The sequence below is a fragment of the Leyella lascolaii genome, assembly GCF_900079775.1.
Taxonomy (GTDB): Bacteria; Bacteroidota; Bacteroidia; order Bacteroidales; family Bacteroidaceae; genus Prevotella; species Prevotella lascolaii.
Genome location: NZ_LT556051.1, coordinates 69,409 through 88,098 on the forward strand (window position 1 = coordinate 69,409; position 18,690 = coordinate 88,098).

11 protein-coding genes are annotated in these 18,690 nt (G+C 53.0%); 7 read left to right on the plus strand and 4 right to left on the minus strand.

What is annotated here, in order from left to right; translation table 11 throughout:
* Nucleotides 1-63 precede the first annotated feature (63 nt).
* Both BN4609_RS16680 and BN4609_RS15180 read right to left on the minus strand, forming a co-directional pair.
* On the minus strand, nt 64-288 hold the full coding sequence (locus BN4609_RS16680) for a hypothetical protein (RefSeq protein WP_164071713.1): 225 nt from the start codon (nt 286-288) through the stop codon (nt 64-66).
* A 19-nt stretch (nt 289-307) separates the two neighbouring features.
* On the minus strand, nt 308-1,234 hold the full coding sequence (locus BN4609_RS15180; protein WP_068857340.1) for a hydrogen peroxide-inducible genes activator: 927 nt from the start codon (nt 1,232-1,234) through the stop codon (nt 308-310).
* A 451-nt stretch (nt 1,235-1,685) separates the two neighbouring features.
* Here BN4609_RS15180 and ahpC point away from each other — a divergent pair, with 451 nt between their 5' ends.
* From ahpC to BN4609_RS15210, 5 genes are all read left to right on the plus strand, one after another.
* Nucleotides 1,686-2,252 carry an alkyl hydroperoxide reductase subunit C gene (ahpC, locus tag BN4609_RS15185; RefSeq protein ID WP_068857341.1) on the plus strand — a complete coding sequence of 189 codons (567 nt, stop codon included), beginning with the start codon at nt 1,686-1,688 and terminating at the stop codon, nt 2,250-2,252.
* Between the two features lie 468 nt (nt 2,253-2,720).
* Nucleotides 2,721-4,289, plus strand: a complete 1,569-nt coding sequence (gene ahpF / locus BN4609_RS15195; protein ID WP_068857343.1) for an alkyl hydroperoxide reductase subunit F — start codon at nt 2,721-2,723, stop codon at nt 4,287-4,289.
* Nucleotides 4,290-5,013: 724 nt separating this feature from the next.
* A complete protein-coding gene (locus tag BN4609_RS15200) occupies nt 5,014-5,952 on the plus strand; it encodes an endo-beta-N-acetylglucosaminidase (protein ID WP_438501691.1) in 939 nt (312 codons plus the stop codon).
* A gap of 10 nt (nt 5,953-5,962) precedes the next feature.
* Nucleotides 5,963-9,160, plus strand: a complete 3,198-nt coding sequence (locus BN4609_RS15205) for a discoidin domain-containing protein (RefSeq protein WP_068857345.1) — start codon at nt 5,963-5,965, stop codon at nt 9,158-9,160.
* A gap of 1,862 nt (nt 9,161-11,022) precedes the next feature.
* Entirely contained in the window at nt 11,023-12,402 is a 1,380-nt protein-coding gene (locus BN4609_RS15210; protein ID WP_068857346.1) for an SGNH/GDSL hydrolase family protein, read from the plus strand.
* A 90-nt stretch (nt 12,403-12,492) separates the two neighbouring features.
* Here BN4609_RS15210 and BN4609_RS15215 read toward each other — a convergent pair whose 3' ends face one another.
* Both BN4609_RS15215 and BN4609_RS15225 read right to left on the minus strand, forming a co-directional pair.
* Entirely contained in the window at nt 12,493-12,843 is a 351-nt protein-coding gene (locus tag BN4609_RS15215; protein ID WP_021992082.1) for a cupin domain-containing protein, read from the minus strand.
* Nucleotides 12,844-13,128: 285 nt separating this feature from the next.
* Nucleotides 13,129-13,521, minus strand: a complete 393-nt coding sequence (locus BN4609_RS15225) for a winged helix-turn-helix transcriptional regulator (RefSeq protein ID WP_068857348.1) — start codon at nt 13,519-13,521, stop codon at nt 13,129-13,131.
* A 660-nt stretch (nt 13,522-14,181) separates the two neighbouring features.
* Between BN4609_RS15225 and BN4609_RS15230 the strand changes: the two genes are divergently transcribed.
* Both BN4609_RS15230 and BN4609_RS15235 read left to right on the plus strand, forming a co-directional pair.
* On the plus strand, nt 14,182-16,350 hold the full coding sequence (locus BN4609_RS15230) for a GH92 family glycosyl hydrolase (RefSeq protein ID WP_068857349.1): 2,169 nt from the start codon (nt 14,182-14,184) through the stop codon (nt 16,348-16,350).
* A 59-nt stretch (nt 16,351-16,409) separates the two neighbouring features.
* Nucleotides 16,410-18,398, plus strand: coding sequence for a glucosamine-6-phosphate deaminase (locus BN4609_RS15235; RefSeq protein WP_021992640.1), 1,989 nt, complete (start codon nt 16,410-16,412; stop codon nt 18,396-18,398).
* Nucleotides 18,399-18,690 lie beyond the last annotated feature (292 nt).

Below are 18,690 nucleotides of genomic sequence, written 5' to 3' on the forward strand. Positions count from 1 at the left end.
ATAGTACGGTTCTTTTAGTGTTATTAATTCGGGAGGGACGAGCTTGTTTTGAAAGTTTGTCCCTCATTTTTTTGTATTCTCATGCAGGCGTCCGGTATGAACGGACATGCCTGACATGAGTTTCTGTATTGTATCGGGTTCTCTTCCGTATTGCGGAATGGCTGTTATGGTGTGACGGCTCATGCTGTTTGGTGCGATCGTTTTTGCCGTTTGGTACAGTCGCTTTTGCTGTTTTGCGTGGTCGTTTTTGCTGTTTGACGAGGCAGTTCCAGCCTTGTTTAATTGCATATTCTACCGTTTGGCGCCGTCACACGCGCTGTTCGGTGTTGTTCATTTTCAGCATTTGTTGCGGAACGGAAGCCCTCACGCAGTCTGTTATGAGCTTTTTCATGGAGTGGCGCACGAAGGTGCGGGTGGTGAGAAGCACTATCCTGCGCGTCGGTATGGGTATAGCGAACGGGTGGACGAGAGCTCGCTGGCTGTCGGAGAGCTGATACAGTGCGAGCTCAGGTATGAATGTGATTCCCCGTCCGCCCTCCACCATGCGCATGAAGGTCTCTATGCTGCCGAGCGAATAGACATTCTTTGAGGTCTGTCCGTCCTTTATTCCGCAGAATCTCACTATCTGGTCGCGGAAGCAATGTCCCTCGTCAAGGAGCCAGAGAAAGCTGTCTGTAAGGTCGGACGAGCGCACCGGGCTTGTGGATGCGAGCACGTCGTTTGCCGAAACATACGCCACGAACTGCTCAAAATAAAGTTCCGTAATGTCGAAATGGTCCAGTCCGTCGATGTCGGCTACTATTGCTGCGTCCAGTTCACCGCGTGCCAGAGCCGCCTTTACGGCTTCGGTCTTCATCTCAGATATACGTACGTCGGTCTCGGGATGCTCGGCGAGCAGTCTCGGAAAGAATCTCGGGAGAAGATAAGGAGCTATTGTCGGCAGTATGCCAAGCCTGAACTGACCTCTTGTAGACCTTTTCGCCTCTGCCACAATGTCTTTTATCTTGTTGGCTCTTACCAGTACCCGCCATGCCTGTTCCACCACGAGGCGGCCTGCCGGAGTGGGCGATACGGGCTGCGAGCTGCGGTCGAAGATTCTCAGACCCAGTTCGTCTTCAAGCTTCTGTATCATTGAGCTGAGTGTAGGTTGTGTTACTCCGCAGTGCTCGGCAGCCTTGGCGAAGTGTCGCAGACGGTAGACTGCCACAATGTATTCCATCTGTTGAAGTGTCATATTTGTAGTTGCTGTGTTTTGTTTTTACTGCAAACTTACTCATTCTGCCTGACAATCGAGCCTCATACCGCCTTTTTCATTCTCATAAAATCATTTTTCGCCATGATGATGCCACTTCGCACGATTCATGTTCCGGCATCCCGCATACATCCGTGCGCTTTCATTTGCAGGTCTGTTGTGTGCCATTTGGGTATTCTGTTGAAGGAAACACGTCTGCCGTCATTACACCGCGATGTCATCAGAGGAATTTAGAGAATTTTGAATACTGTCTGTATCTGTCTTTAATACATTGATTCACAATGATATATATATAACATATTGATATTGTCTATCGTGTGATAGACACATTCTGTTTGCCTTTCATGAGTCATGATACTATCTTTGCAGTGTAAAAAAGAAAACATAGTGATAATAAATAAATATAATAATCAACAAGTAAAACATATACGATATGGAATCAATAATCAACGCACAGATGCCTGAGTTCAAGGTGCAGGCATTCCAGAACGGAGAGTTCAAGACAGTAAGCAGTGAAGACCTGAAAGGCAAGTGGGCTCTTTTCTTCTTCTATCCAGCCGACTTCACTTTCGTGTGCCCGACTGAGCTGGTTGACCTGGCAGAGAAATACGACCGTCTGAAAGAGCTCGGCGTAGAGGTGTTCTCGGTAAGCACAGACAGCCACTTCGTGCACAAGGCATGGCATGACGCCTCCGACAGCATCAAGAAAATAAAGTACACGATGCTTGCCGACCCCACAGGCGTGCTCAGCCGCGGCTTTGGTGTGATGAAGGAAGATGAGGGCGTGGCTTACCGCGGAACGTTCCTTGTAAATCCGGAAGGACTCGTTAAGGTAGCAGAGATACAGGATAACAGCATTGGCAGAAACGCTGACGAGTTGCTGCGCAAGGTTGAGGCTGCCCAGTTTGTAGCCACTCACGCAGGCGAGGTGTGCCCTGCCAAGTGGAGAGAAGGCGGAGAGACGCTCAAGCCGAGTATCGACCTCGTGGGCAAACTCTGATTGAGTGCAGCCGTGCCTCCCTTCCGGTGGAGGTCACTTATGCGTATTCAAGCCATAGCGATGGGAGCCTTTGGAGCCGTAAGGCTCTTCAGGCTCCCATTTGTAAAAGCCCTTTTACCGGACGGGCGGGGAATTTCCTATGCATCGGATATGCCTTATGCCGATGTGGATGAGGCTATATGGTGCGAGGCACAATGTTCTTCCGTACGGCAGTCTGCGGTTTCGGGCACACCGGCTGTTACGGTTCTGTGACATGGCACAGGCACGATAACTGTGTGTCCGGCAATATATATAACGTATAAATATAATAATGTAGATGGCAGGTCGGCTGTCAACCCGATGTGTTTCTGAAGCTGACGACCGTCAGGACGCATTTTTCTGTTGAACGCCCAAATGTGCATGACGACACGGAAAAGCGTTGACGGCTTGCCGACAAAAACGTCATCTGTATATAGAAAGGATGAAAAAATGCTTGACAAAGATATTCTTGAACAGGTGAAGAGTCTGTTTTCCGGACTTAAGTCGCACTATGTGTTGCGCGCGACGGTGTCGTCCGGACATGAGAAAGCGGATGAGCTGAGCTCGTTTCTCGCCGACTTCTGCTCGACCTCTCCTATGCTTGAGCTGGAGAAAGTGCCGGAGGACGGAGGCAGACTGGAGTTTTCAATCGTAAAAGACGGTGCCGACACCGGCATCACCTTCCGCGGCATACCCGGCGGACATGAGTTTACGTCGCTGCTGCTTGCCATTCTCAATGCGGACGGAAAAGGCAAGAACCTGCCCGACGCAGCCATTGCCGCCCGCATAAAAGCATTGGACGGACCTGTAAGACTGCGCACATACATGTCGCTCTCGTGCACAAACTGTCCCGATGTGGTGCAGGCTCTCAATGTCATAACGCTTCTCGGAGGCGATGTGGAGCACGAGATTGTGGACGGCGCACTGTGGCAGGACGAAGTGTCATCGCTCGGCATACAAGGCGTTCCGGCTGTTTATGCCGACGGACAGTTGCTCCATGTAGGTCGTGGAGACCTCGGTGTGCTGCTCGACGAGCTTGAGTCCAAGTATGGTTCTTCGGCTGTCGAAGCCGCCGAACCGGTGGAACACCGTTACGACGTCGTTGTTGTGGGCGGCGGTCCGGCAGGAGCTTCCGCAGCCATCTACTCCGCCCGCAAGGGTCTCCGTGTGGCTGTTGTCGCCGGACGGATAGGAGGTCAGGTCAACGACACGGTGGGTATAGAGAATCTTATCTCCGTTCCCTCCACCACGGGAGCGTCACTTGCGGCAGCCCTTGGCGAGCATCTCGGAGCCTATCCGGTAGATGTCTATGCCAACCGGAGCGTAGAAGGCACCGACTTCTCTGGTCCGCTGAAGGTAGTGGAGGCAAAGGGTGGCGAGTCGTTTGTCGCTCCAGCCGTGATAATAGCCACCGGAGCGTCGTGGCGCAGGCTCGGTGTCGAGGGCGAGGCGGAGCACATCGGTCATGGCGTAGCCTTCTGTCCTCATTGCGACGGACCGTTCTATAAGGACCGCCATGTAGCCGTCATCGGCGGCGGAAACTCCGGAATAGAAGCCGCCATCGACCTTGCCGGCATATGCAGCCGTGTCACCGTGCTCGAGTTTGCGTCCGAGCTGCGTGCCGACACCGTGCTTCAGGAGAAGGCGCGCAGCCTCTCCAACGTAGAGATACTTACGTCGCGACAGACAGTACGTGTGGTGGGCGACGGCAATAAAGTCACAGCCATCGACGTGCGCGACCTCACCACCGGTGAGGAATCGACCATCCGTCTCGACGGAGTGTTTGTACAGATAGGACTTGTGCCCGCCTCCGGACCGTTCAAGGACAGCGTGGAGGTGAACAGGCGCGGCGAGATAGTCACCGACGGAGCCGGCAGGACATCTGTTCCGGGCGTATATGCAGCCGGTGATGTGGCTGACGTGCCGTTCAAGCAGATAGTCATCGCCATGGGCAGCGGTGCCACAGCCGCCCTGTCAGCGTTCGACGACCGTGTCAGGGGAGTCCTTCCTGTGGTGTGAGGAAATACGATTGCCGTGTGCCCCGTTTGTTTACGGAGTCATGATACGGCAATGATAAACAACGTAAGCAGGCGTTGTTAAAGAACCTGTCATTTTTAGTCAATTCATCGGGGACTGTTCGCCTTGGCGGCGCGCGGTCCCCTTTTTCGTTTCCTCACACTTCCGTCTCGTGTGCGTAAAACCGCTTTTCGGCTGTCCGGACAGTCTTTTTAAGGTGTTTTACGCATGAATTTGCATTCTTTTCAAAAAAATATCATATGGGGTTAAGTGTTTTCCCATATGGCGTTGTTTAGGTTAATAAAAGGCGGAAAAGCCCATTCCGCACATCGTAGTGCTAAAGACCGGGAATAAAGACCAACATTTTAACAACATAATAACTTATAACTAATCTTTTATTTTTATGAAGATCAAAAAACTACTTGTAATGACTTTCCTGTCGCTTATGGCGGCAACGGGTGCCAATGCACAGCAGCCTTACGGCGGATGCTGGCATCCCGAGGACATCAGGAACTGGTCGCCGGAGACCGATCCGGACGCGAAGTTCAACCGATCAAAGGTTCCTATGGCGAAGAGATTCAAAGAACCGGAGCTCATGAAGGCAAACAAGCACCAGTTCTATGAGGGACAAATCTGCAACGCAACGATTCTTTTCCCCACCTGTTCGATGTGTCCGTCACAGGGAGCGAACAACTTCCTCGGCTACCAGCCCACTTACTGGCAGTACATGGACAAGCTTGTCTACTGGGCAGGCTCGGCAAGTGAGGGCATCATCATTCCTCCTCCCGCAGGCTCTACGGACGCCGCGCACCAGAGCGGAGTGAAGTCCTTGGGTCAGGTATTTTTCCCTCCATCGGCTTTCGGAGGCAGACAGGAGTGGGTGAGACAGATGCTCACGAAGGAGAACGGCAAGTACATATACGCCATCAAGCTCTATGAGATAGCCAAATACATGGGTTTCGACGGATGGTTCATCAATGAGGAGTCAGGCGGCGGAAGCACATCAGAGTGGGTGGACTTCATCAAGGAGTTCAACGGTATAGCCGACGCGAACGGTGACACTCAGATGGAGATACAGTGGTACAACGCATCCAGAAGCCCCAATGAGGCAATACTGACGTCGCACAAGAACACATCGCAGTTCCTCGAGTACGGCTCGCCCGACGACTACCGCAACTATGCCGGCATCCTCGGATGCACCGAAGCCGAGACGTTCTCAAAGATATACGGCGGTGTGCAGGTGGTAAACAGCGGACATACGGGTTATACCGATGCTCTCGACTGGGCTATGCCTGTCGACGGTCACGGCGGTTCACTCGCCCTGTTCTGTCCTGAGGAGCGCATATGGAAGGACAACGTAAAGACCCTTCTCGGCACAAAGGACGAATGCGGAGAGAATGCCTATTCGGCACAAAGACGTACTTTCTATAATGAAAGAGACATGTGGGTGAACCAGTATGGCGACCCTACCTACGTCGACGATTTCGGCTGGCCCGGTCTTTCCGGACGTATGCTGGAGCGTTCTGTCATCAGTTCCATGCCTTTCGAGACATCCTTCTGTGTCGGTCTTGGCAAGCACCGCTTTGTGGAGGGTGAGAAACAGAACACTCAGGACTGGTATCACAGCGGCGTGCAGAGCATCATGCCGACGTGGCGNTTTCTATAATGAAAGAGACATGTGGGTGAACCAGTATGGCGACCCTACCTACGTCGACGATTTCGGCTGGCCCGGTCTTTCCGGACGTATGCTGGAGCGTTCTGTCATCAGTTCCATGCCTTTCGAGACATCCTTCTGTGTCGGTCTTGGCAAGCACCGCTTTGTGGAGGGTGAGAAACAGAACACTCAGGACTGGTATCACAGCGGCGTGCAGAGCATCATGCCGACGTGGCGTTACTGGATTGAGAACAAGGAAGGTCTGGACGTGACGATCGACTGGGACGATGCCTACAACTTCGGAAGTTCTCTGAAGATAAATGGCAAGCTCACGGCAGGCGACCATCTGATGCGTCTCTACAAGACCATGATACCTGTCACCTCCGGCGGAACACTCCGTCTGGTATACAAGACAAGCACTCCCGGCTCGGTGGAGGTAAGGCTCGCCACGGAGAGTAAGGTAAAGGGAGAGATGGTGACGCTCTCCAATCCGACCGTGACAGACAAGAACGGCTGGACAATAGCAGAATACGACCTGTCCCAGCTCAACGGAAAGACAGTCTACATGATTTCCCTCAACATGAAGTCTGAGACAGAGGTGGCAGACTATGTGCTGTCGCTCGGCGAGCTCGCAGTGCTTCCCGCAGCCTACGCTCCTTCCGCAGTGGCAGTGAGCAACCTCTCTACGACGAGCGTGCTCGGTGAGGAGAAGGGCGACATCCGCGTGACTTGGGACTACAGCTATAACTCCGACTTCGACCACTTCGACATCTACACCGAGACAGCAGACGGCACACGCAAGCTCGTGGGACAGACCCGCGGCGAGGGATTTTATATTCCTCCGTTCACGCGCAACGCCAATGACGCTTATGTCAATGTGCTCGTTGTGCCCGTGATGAAGGACATGAGGCAGCAGCCGGCACAGACCCTGCAAGTGAAATATCCTGCCGCTGCGGCTCCTACCGTGACATTCAAACTCTCCAAGAGCTACATCAACGTGGGCGAGACAGCCACAATCACCGCAAAGGGAACAGGCAAGCCCACAGCATGGAAGTGGACTCTTCCGGAAGGACTGGAGCTTGTGGAGGGCGCGCTGACCGACAGCAAGATAACCGTGAAAGGCTTGAAGGCAGGACGCCATAGCGTGACTGTGGAGGCAACCAACAGTGTCGGCACATCAACGACAACCAAGGAAGTGCTCGACGTGATGGAAGCCGGTGAGGAGAAAGAGGTATATAACGTCGTGCTGAAGAAGACCGTGGTGTCTTACAGCGGCTCGACCAACTCTACCGAGGTGCCGTCTAAGATTATCGACGGTGTGGAGCGTCCTTACAGCACAAGCGACAAGTGGTGCAACGTGAGCGCGGACAACTGGGTGATATTCGACCTTGAGGGTGCCTACCGCATCTATGGCTTCAAGATATTCGACGGAAACGCTGGTCCGGAAAGCGGAGTAGACCAGATTCGCTCATACACCATAGAACTGTCGAATGACGGTGAGCACTGGACAACAGTCGTGGATGAGGAGGACCGCGAGAGCGAGTCAGTCAAGACAGACTACATCGCTCCATACAAGGCTCGCTACGTACGCCTCTCCCCGCATGTGAGCGGAACACTCCGCATATGGGAGTTCGAGGTGTTCGGAAAGGACGACAACAATCTCACTATGGAGGTGTCGCCCGCTGAACTCAGACTGAACGCTGAGGAGACGGGTAACATCGTGGTGAAGTATGACCTCAATGGCGACGAACGCTCCGAGAAGTTCACCTGCCGCGCCGTGGCTGAGAAGGGCAACGTGACGGTGGGCGACATCACCGAGAACACCGCCGAAGGCACGTTCACAATACCTGTGACAGCCGATAAGATAATGGGTGCCGACAAGCTGACAATCACTGTTGACAACGGCGGAATGTACAAGGAACGCTCCGTCAACGTGCTGATAGACTCGGAGAGCCAGCCCAACGTGCTTGCCGGAAAAGAGGCGACGCTGCGCCATTACAAGGCAGATTACTCGTTCGAGGCTCAGTATGACGAGCTGAAGACGGGCACGCTCACCGACGGCAACACCACTGACGAGGGCTGCGGAGAGATAGAGACACCGTCTATGTTCAAGAAAGACTTCTGGACCATATTCACCGCTCCGGAGGGCAAGAACTGGAACATCTCTAAGGTGAAGATATATATCCCGGGCGAGAACCAGGCTGAGAACGACAACGGAAAGAGCGGAGCCGCCAACAACGAGATAAGTATCATGATGGGCAACGACCTCACCAACCTCACGGAAGTGAAGACTTTTGCCGGTCTCGACAAGGTTTCCGAGCTTGAGTATATCCTTCCCGAGTACAAGAGCTGCAAGTATCTCGCCATAGTATGCACGCTCAATCCGTACTTCTATCCCACACTCGCCGAGGTGGAGGCGTTCGAGCAGTTCCCCGAGGCTGTTCCGTTGAACGGTCCGGTAGCCGTGACAGGATGGAGCCATGACGTCATTGCCGAGAGCAAGGATATGTCATCATCAGTCAACGGAACGCTCGACGACCAGGGATGGGTGCTCTACAGCACTTCAGTAGCCAAGACAGGAGCCGTTGCCGGAGACGACCGCATCGTGAAGACATCGGCAGGCACCGAGTTCAAACTTGCCGACTACACTCAGAACAACGCCCTTGTGCTCAAGACGGCTGACGAAAGCAAGGACCTCGTGTTCGACGAACCGGCAAACTGCGAGGAGCTTTACTTCCTCATGATATCCGCAAACGGAAGGTCGGAATTGGAGACTGTGGCAAACTATGAGGACGGTACGCAGAGCGAGCTATCAGAGTTCAGGCCTGACGACTGGTACAGTATGTTCCCCTCAGGAGACGAGGCAGTGTATGGCATAAGCCGTATAATCACCAAGAACGCGGATAACTATATAGCAGGCGACATCGATACGAGATATAATTTCCGTCTCTACGAATTCACAATGCCGACAGACAAGAGCAAGAGGATAAAGTCTGTAACGTTCACATCAAGGAAGAGCAGCAGCTATCCTACAATCCTCGGCATCGCCAAGAAGGGTTATTACGTTCCTACGGGCATAGTGTCTGTGGATACCGAAGAGGGTGCGGGCGAGATTCAGGGCATATACAACATCAACGGTATGAGACTGAACGCTCCGCAGAGAGGCATCAACATCATCAGGTATAAAAACGGTTCGACAAAGAAGGTGATAATAAGATGACCGTCGGAAAACACAATATAGAATAGTTATGGCAAAGTGGGGGCATGTCCGTATGCCCTCACTTTTTTTGTAGTGTCGCGCATGCCGATATGCGTGGTTCCTGTTTTCATTCATGCAAAGTGACGGCGCCAGCCAGTAGAGACGCAAGATTTTGCGTCTCATGAGGAGGTTAGTGCAATTTATTCCTGTTATAATCAGCGTGTTGTAATAGCGTTTGTTGCTTGTGAGACGCAAGATTTTGCGTCTCTACTTTTAGCATGCGGCGTAATAAAAGGGTGGATAATGTTGTTTCATCACAATGGCGTATGCCAGTAGAGACGCAATATCTTGCGTCTCCCGAGGTGGTTAGCGCAATTTATCCCTGTTATAATCAGCGTGTTGTAATCGCGTTTATTGCTTGTGAGACGCAAGATTTTGCGTCTCTACTTAATATGTTGCGCTTTTTGGTATTGTGTTTTTGGGGCATAACTTTATATGCCGCGCTTTTTGTATATGCATCCTTTGCGCCTCCACAGTATGAAAAATCGTATGGCGCGTAGGTTGCCCGATATCGCCGTATGGAACATTCCGTCACATACGTTCCGTATTAATGCATGTGACAAATTAAACAATGACAACCTCACGATACCGCTTTATTTCTTCGCGAACGGCATTTCCGGTGAAAATACACGGGTTTTGAGTGTTTTGTGAATGTGCTTGACAGTCAGTGACTTATATATTGGCACGTCGTAAAACGACTGATTCCGCTTTACGGAAAAGCCTCTCCTGTGTTGCGGAAAAGCCCGTTTGGGGTGATGACATGTACCGTTTCGTGGTGCGGGACAGGCATTTCCGTCAGTGCGTGACGCTGTTTCCGTACATCAAAAAGCCTTTTCCGGCGTTGCGTGTCCAAATTTCCGGATATTCATGGCATATGATGATGTTCCACAGATGATGGTTTGCAGCGTTTCCGTTCCTGTTTTGCGAAATTATTTTGTCAATATTTTTTACTTACCGGGGTGTGTAGATATTCATTCAAAATCGTGTCGCGCGCGCTGGTGTGAGTGTGGCTCATATTAGCATAAATGTATGTTTTGGAGGGTGTAATATGTTATTGTATTGTGCGGTATTTGATGTAATATGCAACAATTGATATTGTTTCATCACAATGGCGTATGCCTGTAGAGACGCAAAATCTTGCGTCTCCCGAGGAAGTCAGCGCAAGCTGTTCCTGTTATAATCGGCATGTTGTAATCGCGTTTATTGCTTGTGAGACGCAAGATTTTGCGTCTCTACTTTTAGTATGCGGCGTAATGAACTGGCAGTTGGTGTTGTGTCATGGCGGTGTCGTGGGGCTGTGTGGGCGTAAAAATAGCGTTGTGCGGTTGTTGTGTTGGGATAAATTTATTAATTTTGCCGTAATATAGGCAACTCGAAATGTCGTGACGGTTATTCCTGTCAGGCTCTGAAGTGGTATGGCGTAAGGCATATGGCTGTGAGGATTGTCTTTCCGTATAGTATAATTGAATGTCGAAAATTATTCGATATTATGAAATACCATATGTGGTACATGTCTTTACCGTCATCCTGCCCGTTCTTTTAATAAGTCAAGCTGCGCTCGGCAAAACGCGAGCAAGCTCTCTTTGCCCTTGCTTGCATTGCCTTTGAATAAGTCAAGCTGCGCTCGGCAAAACGCGAGCAAGCTCTCTTTGCCCTCGCTTGCATTGCCTTTAATGCAGTATTTCAAAGTCACATAGGTTGTGTATAATGCTGCCTTACCTATTCAGACGTTGAAGTGCATCGCCTGAACGTCACACAATATGATGGCGGTTGGTTCATAACACGTGCTTAATCATGAAGGAAAAATAAAACAGATACTGTATATGAGAAAACCATTATTGCTCTTATTCCTGCTCCTCCCGCTATGTGCGGCGGCGCAGAAGGTGGCGCCTTTCAAGGGCGGCGACCGTGTGGCATTCGTCGGCAACAGCATAACCGACGGCGGACATTATCACTCGTACATATGGCTCTACTACATGACGCGCTTTCCGGAGGCACGCATGCAGATGTTCAACTGCGGCATCGGCGGGGACACCTCGCTCGAGATACTTCGCCGTATAGACCATGACGTGTTTGCCAAGCGTCCCACCGTGCTCACCCTCACGTTCGGAATGAACGACAGCGGATACTTCGAGTATAACGGCGACAACCCCGGCGCCTTCGCCGACAGTAAGGTGGCGGAGTCGCGCCGTAACTTTCTCGAGATAGAGAAGAAGCTGAAGGAGCACACGTCGGTGCGTAAGGTGATGATAGGCACGTCGCCCTACGACCAGACGTCGCGGTTCAACGACAACATCTTCAAGGGCAAGAACGACGCCATGCGCCGCATAATAGTCTTTCAGGACTCCGCCGCGCGTGCAAACGGATGGGAGTTTGTGGACTTCAACACGCCCATGTGCGCCATCAACTCGCGCTTTCAGGCAGCCGACTCCACGTTCACCCTGTGCGGCAGTGACCGTGTGCACCCCGACAACGACGGTCATATGGTGATGGCATGGCTGTTCCTCAAGGCGCAGGGCATGGAAGGAAAGAAGGTGGCAGAGGTGGCTGTCGACGCCTCGCGGAGCAAGGTTATGACCGCCTCCGGCTGCAAGGTGACGCGGCTGAAGACGGAGGACGGCAGGCTCAGCTTCGACTATCTGGCACGCGCCCTGCCTTATCCTCTCGACACGATAGCCCACGGATGGGGATGCACACGTCCTCAGTCGCGCATCACGCAGATTGTGCCAGAGTTCATGGACGAGATGAACAGTGAGCTGCTCACCGTCAGCGGACTGTCCGGAAAGCATCTGCTCACAATCGACGGCGAGCCTATCGACACCCTCACCGCCGGTGAGCTTGCCTCCGGAGTGAACCTCGCCGCTTACCGTCATACGCCGCAATACCGTCAGGCGATGGCTGTGATGGCTCTCAACGAGGAACGTTGGGAGATAGAACGCCGCTTCCGCGACTATGCGTGGTTGCAGTACAACTTCTTCATGAAGCGCGGTATGCTTGAGGCGAACGACGAGAAGGCGGCGCGCGCATTCCGTGAGGGGCAGAAGAGCGACGGATGGGTGGCTGCCAAGCGCGACCTTTACGGCAGGATGATACACAAGGACGTGCGCGACATGTACACCCGTCAGATGGACATGATTGTTGACCGCATATACGAGATAAACCGTCCGCAGAAGCGCAGGATAGAGCTGGTGGCGGTGGAGTAGGGACAGAAAAGGCGGGACATGCGGACGGACACACCCCTCAGATGGTGCACCTGCCTCATGTCCCGCCTGCCGTATGGGTATGCCGCGTAGTTATATCACCGCGTCGGCAGCTGTCATCTGTTCCAGCGAACCCTCTTTCACCTGTATGCAGATGTATGTCAACTGACTGTCGTCCGCTGCCGCCATCTGTCTCCTCACGCTCGGTGCCACGCGCAGCCAGTCGCCTTCACGCAGTTCCACCTTCTCTCCGTCGAGCGTCATGACACCCTTTCCGCCGAGTATGCCGTATATCTCCTCGTTCTGCTTGTGGCTGTGTACGAACGGCACTGCAGTCCCTGCCGGCATTCTGTTGATTGAAATCTCCGCACCCGTAAGACCCAGTTTGTCGTGCAGTTCTGTTCTCGGTGCGTCGCCTGTTGATAGTTTCTGATACTTCTCCATGAAAATAATAGTTTTTGTTATGTTGATGTTATTGTATTGTCAGTTATTGCAAAGATAATGCAAACGAGCGGAAAGAGAGCTTGCTCTTTATTTCCCGAGTGCAGCTTATCTTATGCAAAGATAATGCAAACGAGCGGAAAGAGAGCTTGCTCTTTATTTTCCGAGTGCAGCTTATCTTGTACAAAGATACGCAACATGTTGCTGTCCTGCAAGACGTTACGCCGACGGAACAAAGTATCTTTTATGAAACCAATGCTGGTTAACAGCCATTTATGCAGACCGGTTTTATTTATTATTAAGATTTGCGACGCCCTGCCGTTGTCTTGACTCACGGTCGCGCAGTATCGCCTCCATGTTTCTTATCGCCCAGTCGGTGAGCGGCTGCATTGCCTTGAGCATCTCCGTGCCCCGTGAGGTGAGCGAATACTCCACTCTCGGAGGAATCTCCGGGTAAGCCTTGCGGCACACAATCCCGTCTTCTTCCAACGTCTTGAGCGATGCTGACAGCATTTTGGGCGTTGCGTCGCCTATGGCGTTGCGCAGCTCGGTGAAACGCATGGGCGACTTCTTCGACAGTGCGTGCAGCACCAGCATGGACCATTTGTCGCTCACACGAGCCAGAACGTTCCTTATGGGACAGTCGGGGTATATGGCGTTGCAGGTATTTTTTTTCGTCATAGTGGGTTATGTTGTTGTGTGAGGTGTTGGAGATGTGACGGGATGATTGGTAATTTCAATTTTTATAACCGCATCATATCTTATGCAAAGATAGTGTTTTCATCACGATAATGTGCCATTATTTTGTTTTTATTACGCGGCATACAAAAAGTAGAGACGCAAGATTTTGCGTCTCACAAGCAACGAGCGCGATTATAATGATTTGATTATTGCAGATGCATATTGGTCTTACCTTCTCGTGAGACGCAAGATTTTGCGTCTCTACATGCTCGCGCCATTGCGATGAAACAATAACAACAGCCGGTTTATTACGTCGCATCCTAAAAGTAAAGACGCAAAATCTTGCGTCTCACAAGCAACGAATATGATTATAATGATTTGATTATTGCAGATGCACATTGCCCTGACCTAAACGTGAGACGCAAGATTTTGCGTCTCTACTTTTAGGATGCGTAGCATTGGAATGGCTGTCGCCGTTGCGGCGGGAGGGKGATGGTTGGTGGCATCCGGGGGATGTTTTGTATGACAATATCTGCACTCCGGCAATTGCAATCATGCTTTCTTTCCACTCACCCGCACTTTTTTTGCGAAAAAATATGGTTTCCGTTAAGCGAAAACACCGTTTAATTTGTTATATTTGCAGTTATTAATAACTACGTTATGAAAACAAAATCTATTTTCCTCTTATCAGCCATTGCAGCGTTCTTCATAGGAACCGCAGGCATGGCGCGTGCAGCCTCTGACGGTCTGACGCGCTACGTCAATCAGTATATCGGTACCGGAGGGCACGGACATGTGTTCCTGGGAGCCAATGTCCCCTTCGGACTCGTACAGCTCGGACCCACGCAGATAACCCGCGGATGGGACTGGTGCTCGGGCTATCACTACAGCGACTCGGTGCTAATAGGCTTCGGTCACATGCATCTGAGCGGCACCGGAATAGGCGACTTGGGCGACATCGCCCTGCTGCCCGTATCTGACGCCTCGCAGCGGCAGCTCATCTTCTCTCACAAGGATGAGAGCGTGAAGCCGGGATATTACTCGCTGAAGCTCGCCGACCCGGGCGTGAAGGTGGAGCTGACGGCGTCGGAGCGTGTGGGATTCCACCGCTATACCTTCGACGGCGGCACCGGACGCGCTCTCATGCGTCTCGACCTCGTGCAGGGCATCGGATGGGACAAGATGACCGACTGCCTCATAACACAGGAAAGCGACACGCGCATCACAGGCTACAGACGCTCCGAGGGATGGTCGCGCGACCAGCGCATATACTTCTCCATGGACTTCTCGAAGCCCGTGAGGATGGAGAACCGCGACAGTACGGGCGTAGCCATATTCTCTGTGGAGAAAGGTGAGCCGCTGCTGGTGAAGGTGGCTCTCTCGCCCGTGGACATAGACAAGGCTAAGCAGAACATGAAAGCCGAAATGCCCGGATGGGATTTTGACGCCGCGGTGAAGGCTGCCGACGACGCATGGAACAGGCAGCTCGGACGCATCGTCCTGACCGACGGGAACGACAAGCGCAAGGAGATATTCTACACGGCGATGTATCATCTGATGACCGCTCCGTCGCTCTTCTGCGATGTGGACGGCGCGTACAGGGGCGCGGACTGTAAGGTGCGCAAGGGCGCATTCAAGAACTACACCACCTTCTCACTATGGGACACCTACCGTGCGGCACATCCTCTCATGACACTTATATTCCCGGAGATGCAGAGCGACTTCGCCTCCACATTCATGAACATATTCGACCAGCAGGGCAAGCTGCCCGTATGGCATCTCATGGGATGCGAGACCGACTGCATGGTGGGCAACCCCGGCATCCCGGTACTGGCAGACCTCGTGCTCAAAGGATTCGTGAAAGACAAGGAACGGGCTTTTGAGGCGATGAAGACATCCGCCATGCTCGACGAGCGGTCGCTCGGACTGCTCAAGCAGTATGGCTACATCCCTTACGACAAGGAGCCTACAAACGAGACCGTGGCGAAGGCTCTGGAATACTGTCTTGCAGACGACGGTGTGGCAAAGACCGCCAGACTGCTGGGCAAGACCGACGACTACAACTACTTCCACAAGCGCAGCCGCTCTTACGCGAAGTATTTCGACAGGCAGACGGGATTCATGCGGGCAGTGTCGTCTGACGGTAAGTTCCGCACACCTTTCGACCCCATAGAGGCTGCACACCGCGTGAACGACTACACGGAGGGCAACGCATGGCAGTACACATGGCTCGTGCCGCACGACGTACACGGTCTGGTGAGTCTCTTCGGCAGCGAGAAGAACTTCGTGACCAAGCTCGACTCGCTCTTCGTTGTGGAGGGCGACCTCGGCGAGAACGCATCTCCCGACATCAGCGGACTTGTGGGACAGTATGCCCACGGCAACGAGCCGAGCCATCACGTGATATATATGTACAACTACGTGGGACAACCGTGGAAGGCTGCTCCACTGCTCCGTAAGATGATGAACGAGATGTACTACAACGAGCCCGACGGACTGTGCGGCAACGAGGACGTGGGACAGATGTCGGCATGGTATATCCTTTCCACCGTAGGTCTGTATCAGGTGGAGCCGTCAGGAGGACGCTACATCATAGGCTCTCCGCTCTTCAGCCGCGCCGACCTCAACGTGGGCGGAGGCAAGACGTTCAGCGTGGTGGCGCGCAACAACAGCGACCGCAACATATACGTGCAGAAAGCATATCTCAACGGACGCGCATACAAGAAGTCGTATATTGACTTCGCCGACATCAAGGCGGGCGGAACACTTGAGCTTGTGATGGGCAGCAAACCCTCAAAGTGGGGTACCAAAACGGCAGACCGTCCGTGAGACGGCTGCCGGAACAAAGACTACAACAACATGAAGACATATTATAAAACGACAGCAGTATGAAAATGAATCTGAGTTCGCACATCGTACTGAACAACGTACCCAAACAGTTCTACCGTCCGCGTACGGCAGTGGAACGCTCGGAAATGACGAGGTGCGAGAAAATAAGCACGGAGATATTCTCCAAGTCAGAGGAAGGCGTGACGCTCATTGCCGACACCGTGGAGGCTGAAATGAAACGCTGCAAGGCGGAAGGACGCAACTGTGTGCTCGGTCTGGGCACGGGGCAGTCGCTCGCCTCGGTGTATGCGGAGCTGGTGCGTCGTCATAAGGAATGCGGGCTGAGCTTCGCCAACGTGACGGTGTTCAACGCCTACGAGTATTTCCCGTTGCGTCCTGACAGCATGCACAGCAGTCTGAGGCAGCTGCGCGGATATTTTCTCGACCATGTGGACATTAGTCCGGAAAACATATTCTCGCCCGACGGAACCATAGCGCAGGACGAGGTGCAGCAGCACTGCCGCCACTACGAGCAGCTTATCAGGGACAAGGGCGGCATGGACATAATGCTCCTTGGTGTGGGACGCATGGGCAACATAGCCACAAACGAGCCGGGAAGCGCGCTCACGTCCACATCGCGCATAATACTTATCGACTCGACGTCGCGTGAGGAGATGACCCTCAGCTTCGGCTCTCAGGAGCCTGTGCCGCCCTGTTCGATAACGATGGGAGTGAGCACCATCCTTTCGGCAAGAAAGATATTCCTCACGGCGTGGGGCGACGACAAGGCGGACATAATACAGAAAACCGTGGAGGGACACATCACCGACGCCATTCCGGCATCGTTCCTGCAGACACACAACGACGCGAAGGTGGTGACTGACCTCGCCGCAGCCGCAAAGCTCACACGCATAATACACCCGTGGCTTGTGACAAACTGCGAGTGGACTGACAAGCTTATACGCTCTGCGCTGGTGTGGCTGTGCGGTGTGACGGGCAAACCTATCCTCAAACTCACCAACAAAGACTACAACGAGAACGGACTGAGCGAGCTTCTCGCGCTCTTCGGCTCGGCATACAACGCCAACATAAAGATTTTCAACGACCTTCAGCACACCATCACAGGATGGCCCGGAGGCAAGCCCAACGCCGACGACACCTACCGTCCGGAGCGTGCCAACCCTTATCCCAAGCGCGTGATAGTGTTCTCTCCGCATCCCGACGACGACGTAATATCGATGGGAGGCACAGTGAACAGGCTCGTGCAGCAGGGTCACGACGTGCATGTGGCGTATGAGACGAGCGGAAACATAGCCGTAGGCGACGAGGAGGTGACGCGCTTCATGCACTTCATAAACGGTTTCAACCAGCTCTTCGCCGACGAGTCTGACCAAGTGATAAAAAGAAAGTATGAGGAGATAAAGGCTTTCCTCGCCAACAAGAAGCAGGGCGACAGCGACACGCGCGACATCCTCACCATCAAGGGACTTATCCGCCGGGGCGAGGCACGCACCGCATGCACCTACAACCACATACCTCTCGACCATGTGCACTTCCTCGACCTGCCGTTCTATGAGTCGGGAAAGATAGAGAAACTGCCGATGTCGGAGAAGGATGTGAACATCGTGCGCAAGCTCATAAGCGACGTGAAGCCTCACCAGATATACGTTGCGGGCGACCTTGCCGACCCGCACGGCACTCACCGCAAGTGTACGGACGCGGTCCTCGCCGCCATAGATATGGAGAAGGAAGCGGGAGCTGAGTGGCTGAAAGACTGCCGTGTGTGGATGTATCGCGGCGCGTGGGCGGAGTGGGAGATAGAGAACATAGAGATGTGTGTGCCCATGAGCCCGGAAGAACTGCGCGCAAAGCGCAACAGCATACTTAAGCATCAGTCGCAGATGGAGAGCGCGCCGTTCCTCGGAGACGACGAACGTCTGTTCTGGCAACGTGCCGAAGACCGCAACAGGGCGACGGCGAGCCTGTACGACAAGCTGGGTCTGGCATGCTATGAGGCAATGGAGGCGTTTGTGGAATACAAGCCCTGACGGCATAATGTGGGCGGAGACGTGACGCCTCCGCTGCCGTATGACAGGTCCGCGGACCGCCCTGCACTGTGCAGCGGCAGTCCGCGGACTTTGTGTTTATCACCAATCGGTCATTATAACGTATATGTTTGAATATGTCTTTATTTCACATACTCTCCGGTCAGCTTATGCTTTTCTGCCGGCGTCTTTCTTACCGTTGCGTCCCGGTGTAGCCCGCTACGCCTTCGTCGGAACGGCAAGCAACCCACCCGACATTAACGCATAATCAGACCGGAGCCTGATGACGATTGGG

What these genes read in the sequence shown, in the direction of transcription:
- BN4609_RS16680 (WP_164071713.1), bottom strand. Translation starts at nt 288, where the DNA reads ATGCAATTAAACAAGGCTGGAACTGCCTCGTCAAACAGCAAAAACGAC.
- BN4609_RS15180 (WP_068857340.1), bottom strand. Translation starts at nt 1,234, where the DNA reads ATGACACTTCAACAGATGGAATACATTGTGGCAGTCTACCGTCTGCGA.
- ahpC (WP_068857341.1), top strand. Translation starts at nt 1,686, where the DNA reads ATGGAATCAATAATCAACGCACAGATGCCTGAGTTCAAGGTGCAGGCA.
- ahpF (WP_068857343.1), top strand. Translation starts at nt 2,721, where the DNA reads ATGCTTGACAAAGATATTCTTGAACAGGTGAAGAGTCTGTTTTCCGGA.
- BN4609_RS15205 (WP_068857345.1), top strand. Translation starts at nt 5,963, where the DNA reads ATGTGGGTGAACCAGTATGGCGACCCTACCTACGTCGACGATTTCGGC.
- BN4609_RS15210 (WP_068857346.1), top strand. Translation starts at nt 11,023, where the DNA reads ATGAGAAAACCATTATTGCTCTTATTCCTGCTCCTCCCGCTATGTGCG.
- BN4609_RS15215 (WP_021992082.1), bottom strand. Translation starts at nt 12,843, where the DNA reads ATGGAGAAGTATCAGAAACTATCAACAGGCGACGCACCGAGAACAGAA.
- BN4609_RS15225 (WP_068857348.1), bottom strand. Translation starts at nt 13,521, where the DNA reads ATGACGAAAAAAAATACCTGCAACGCCATATACCCCGACTGTCCCATA.
- BN4609_RS15230 (WP_068857349.1), top strand. Translation starts at nt 14,182, where the DNA reads ATGAAAACAAAATCTATTTTCCTCTTATCAGCCATTGCAGCGTTCTTC.
- BN4609_RS15235 (WP_021992640.1), top strand. Translation starts at nt 16,410, where the DNA reads ATGAAAATGAATCTGAGTTCGCACATCGTACTGAACAACGTACCCAAA.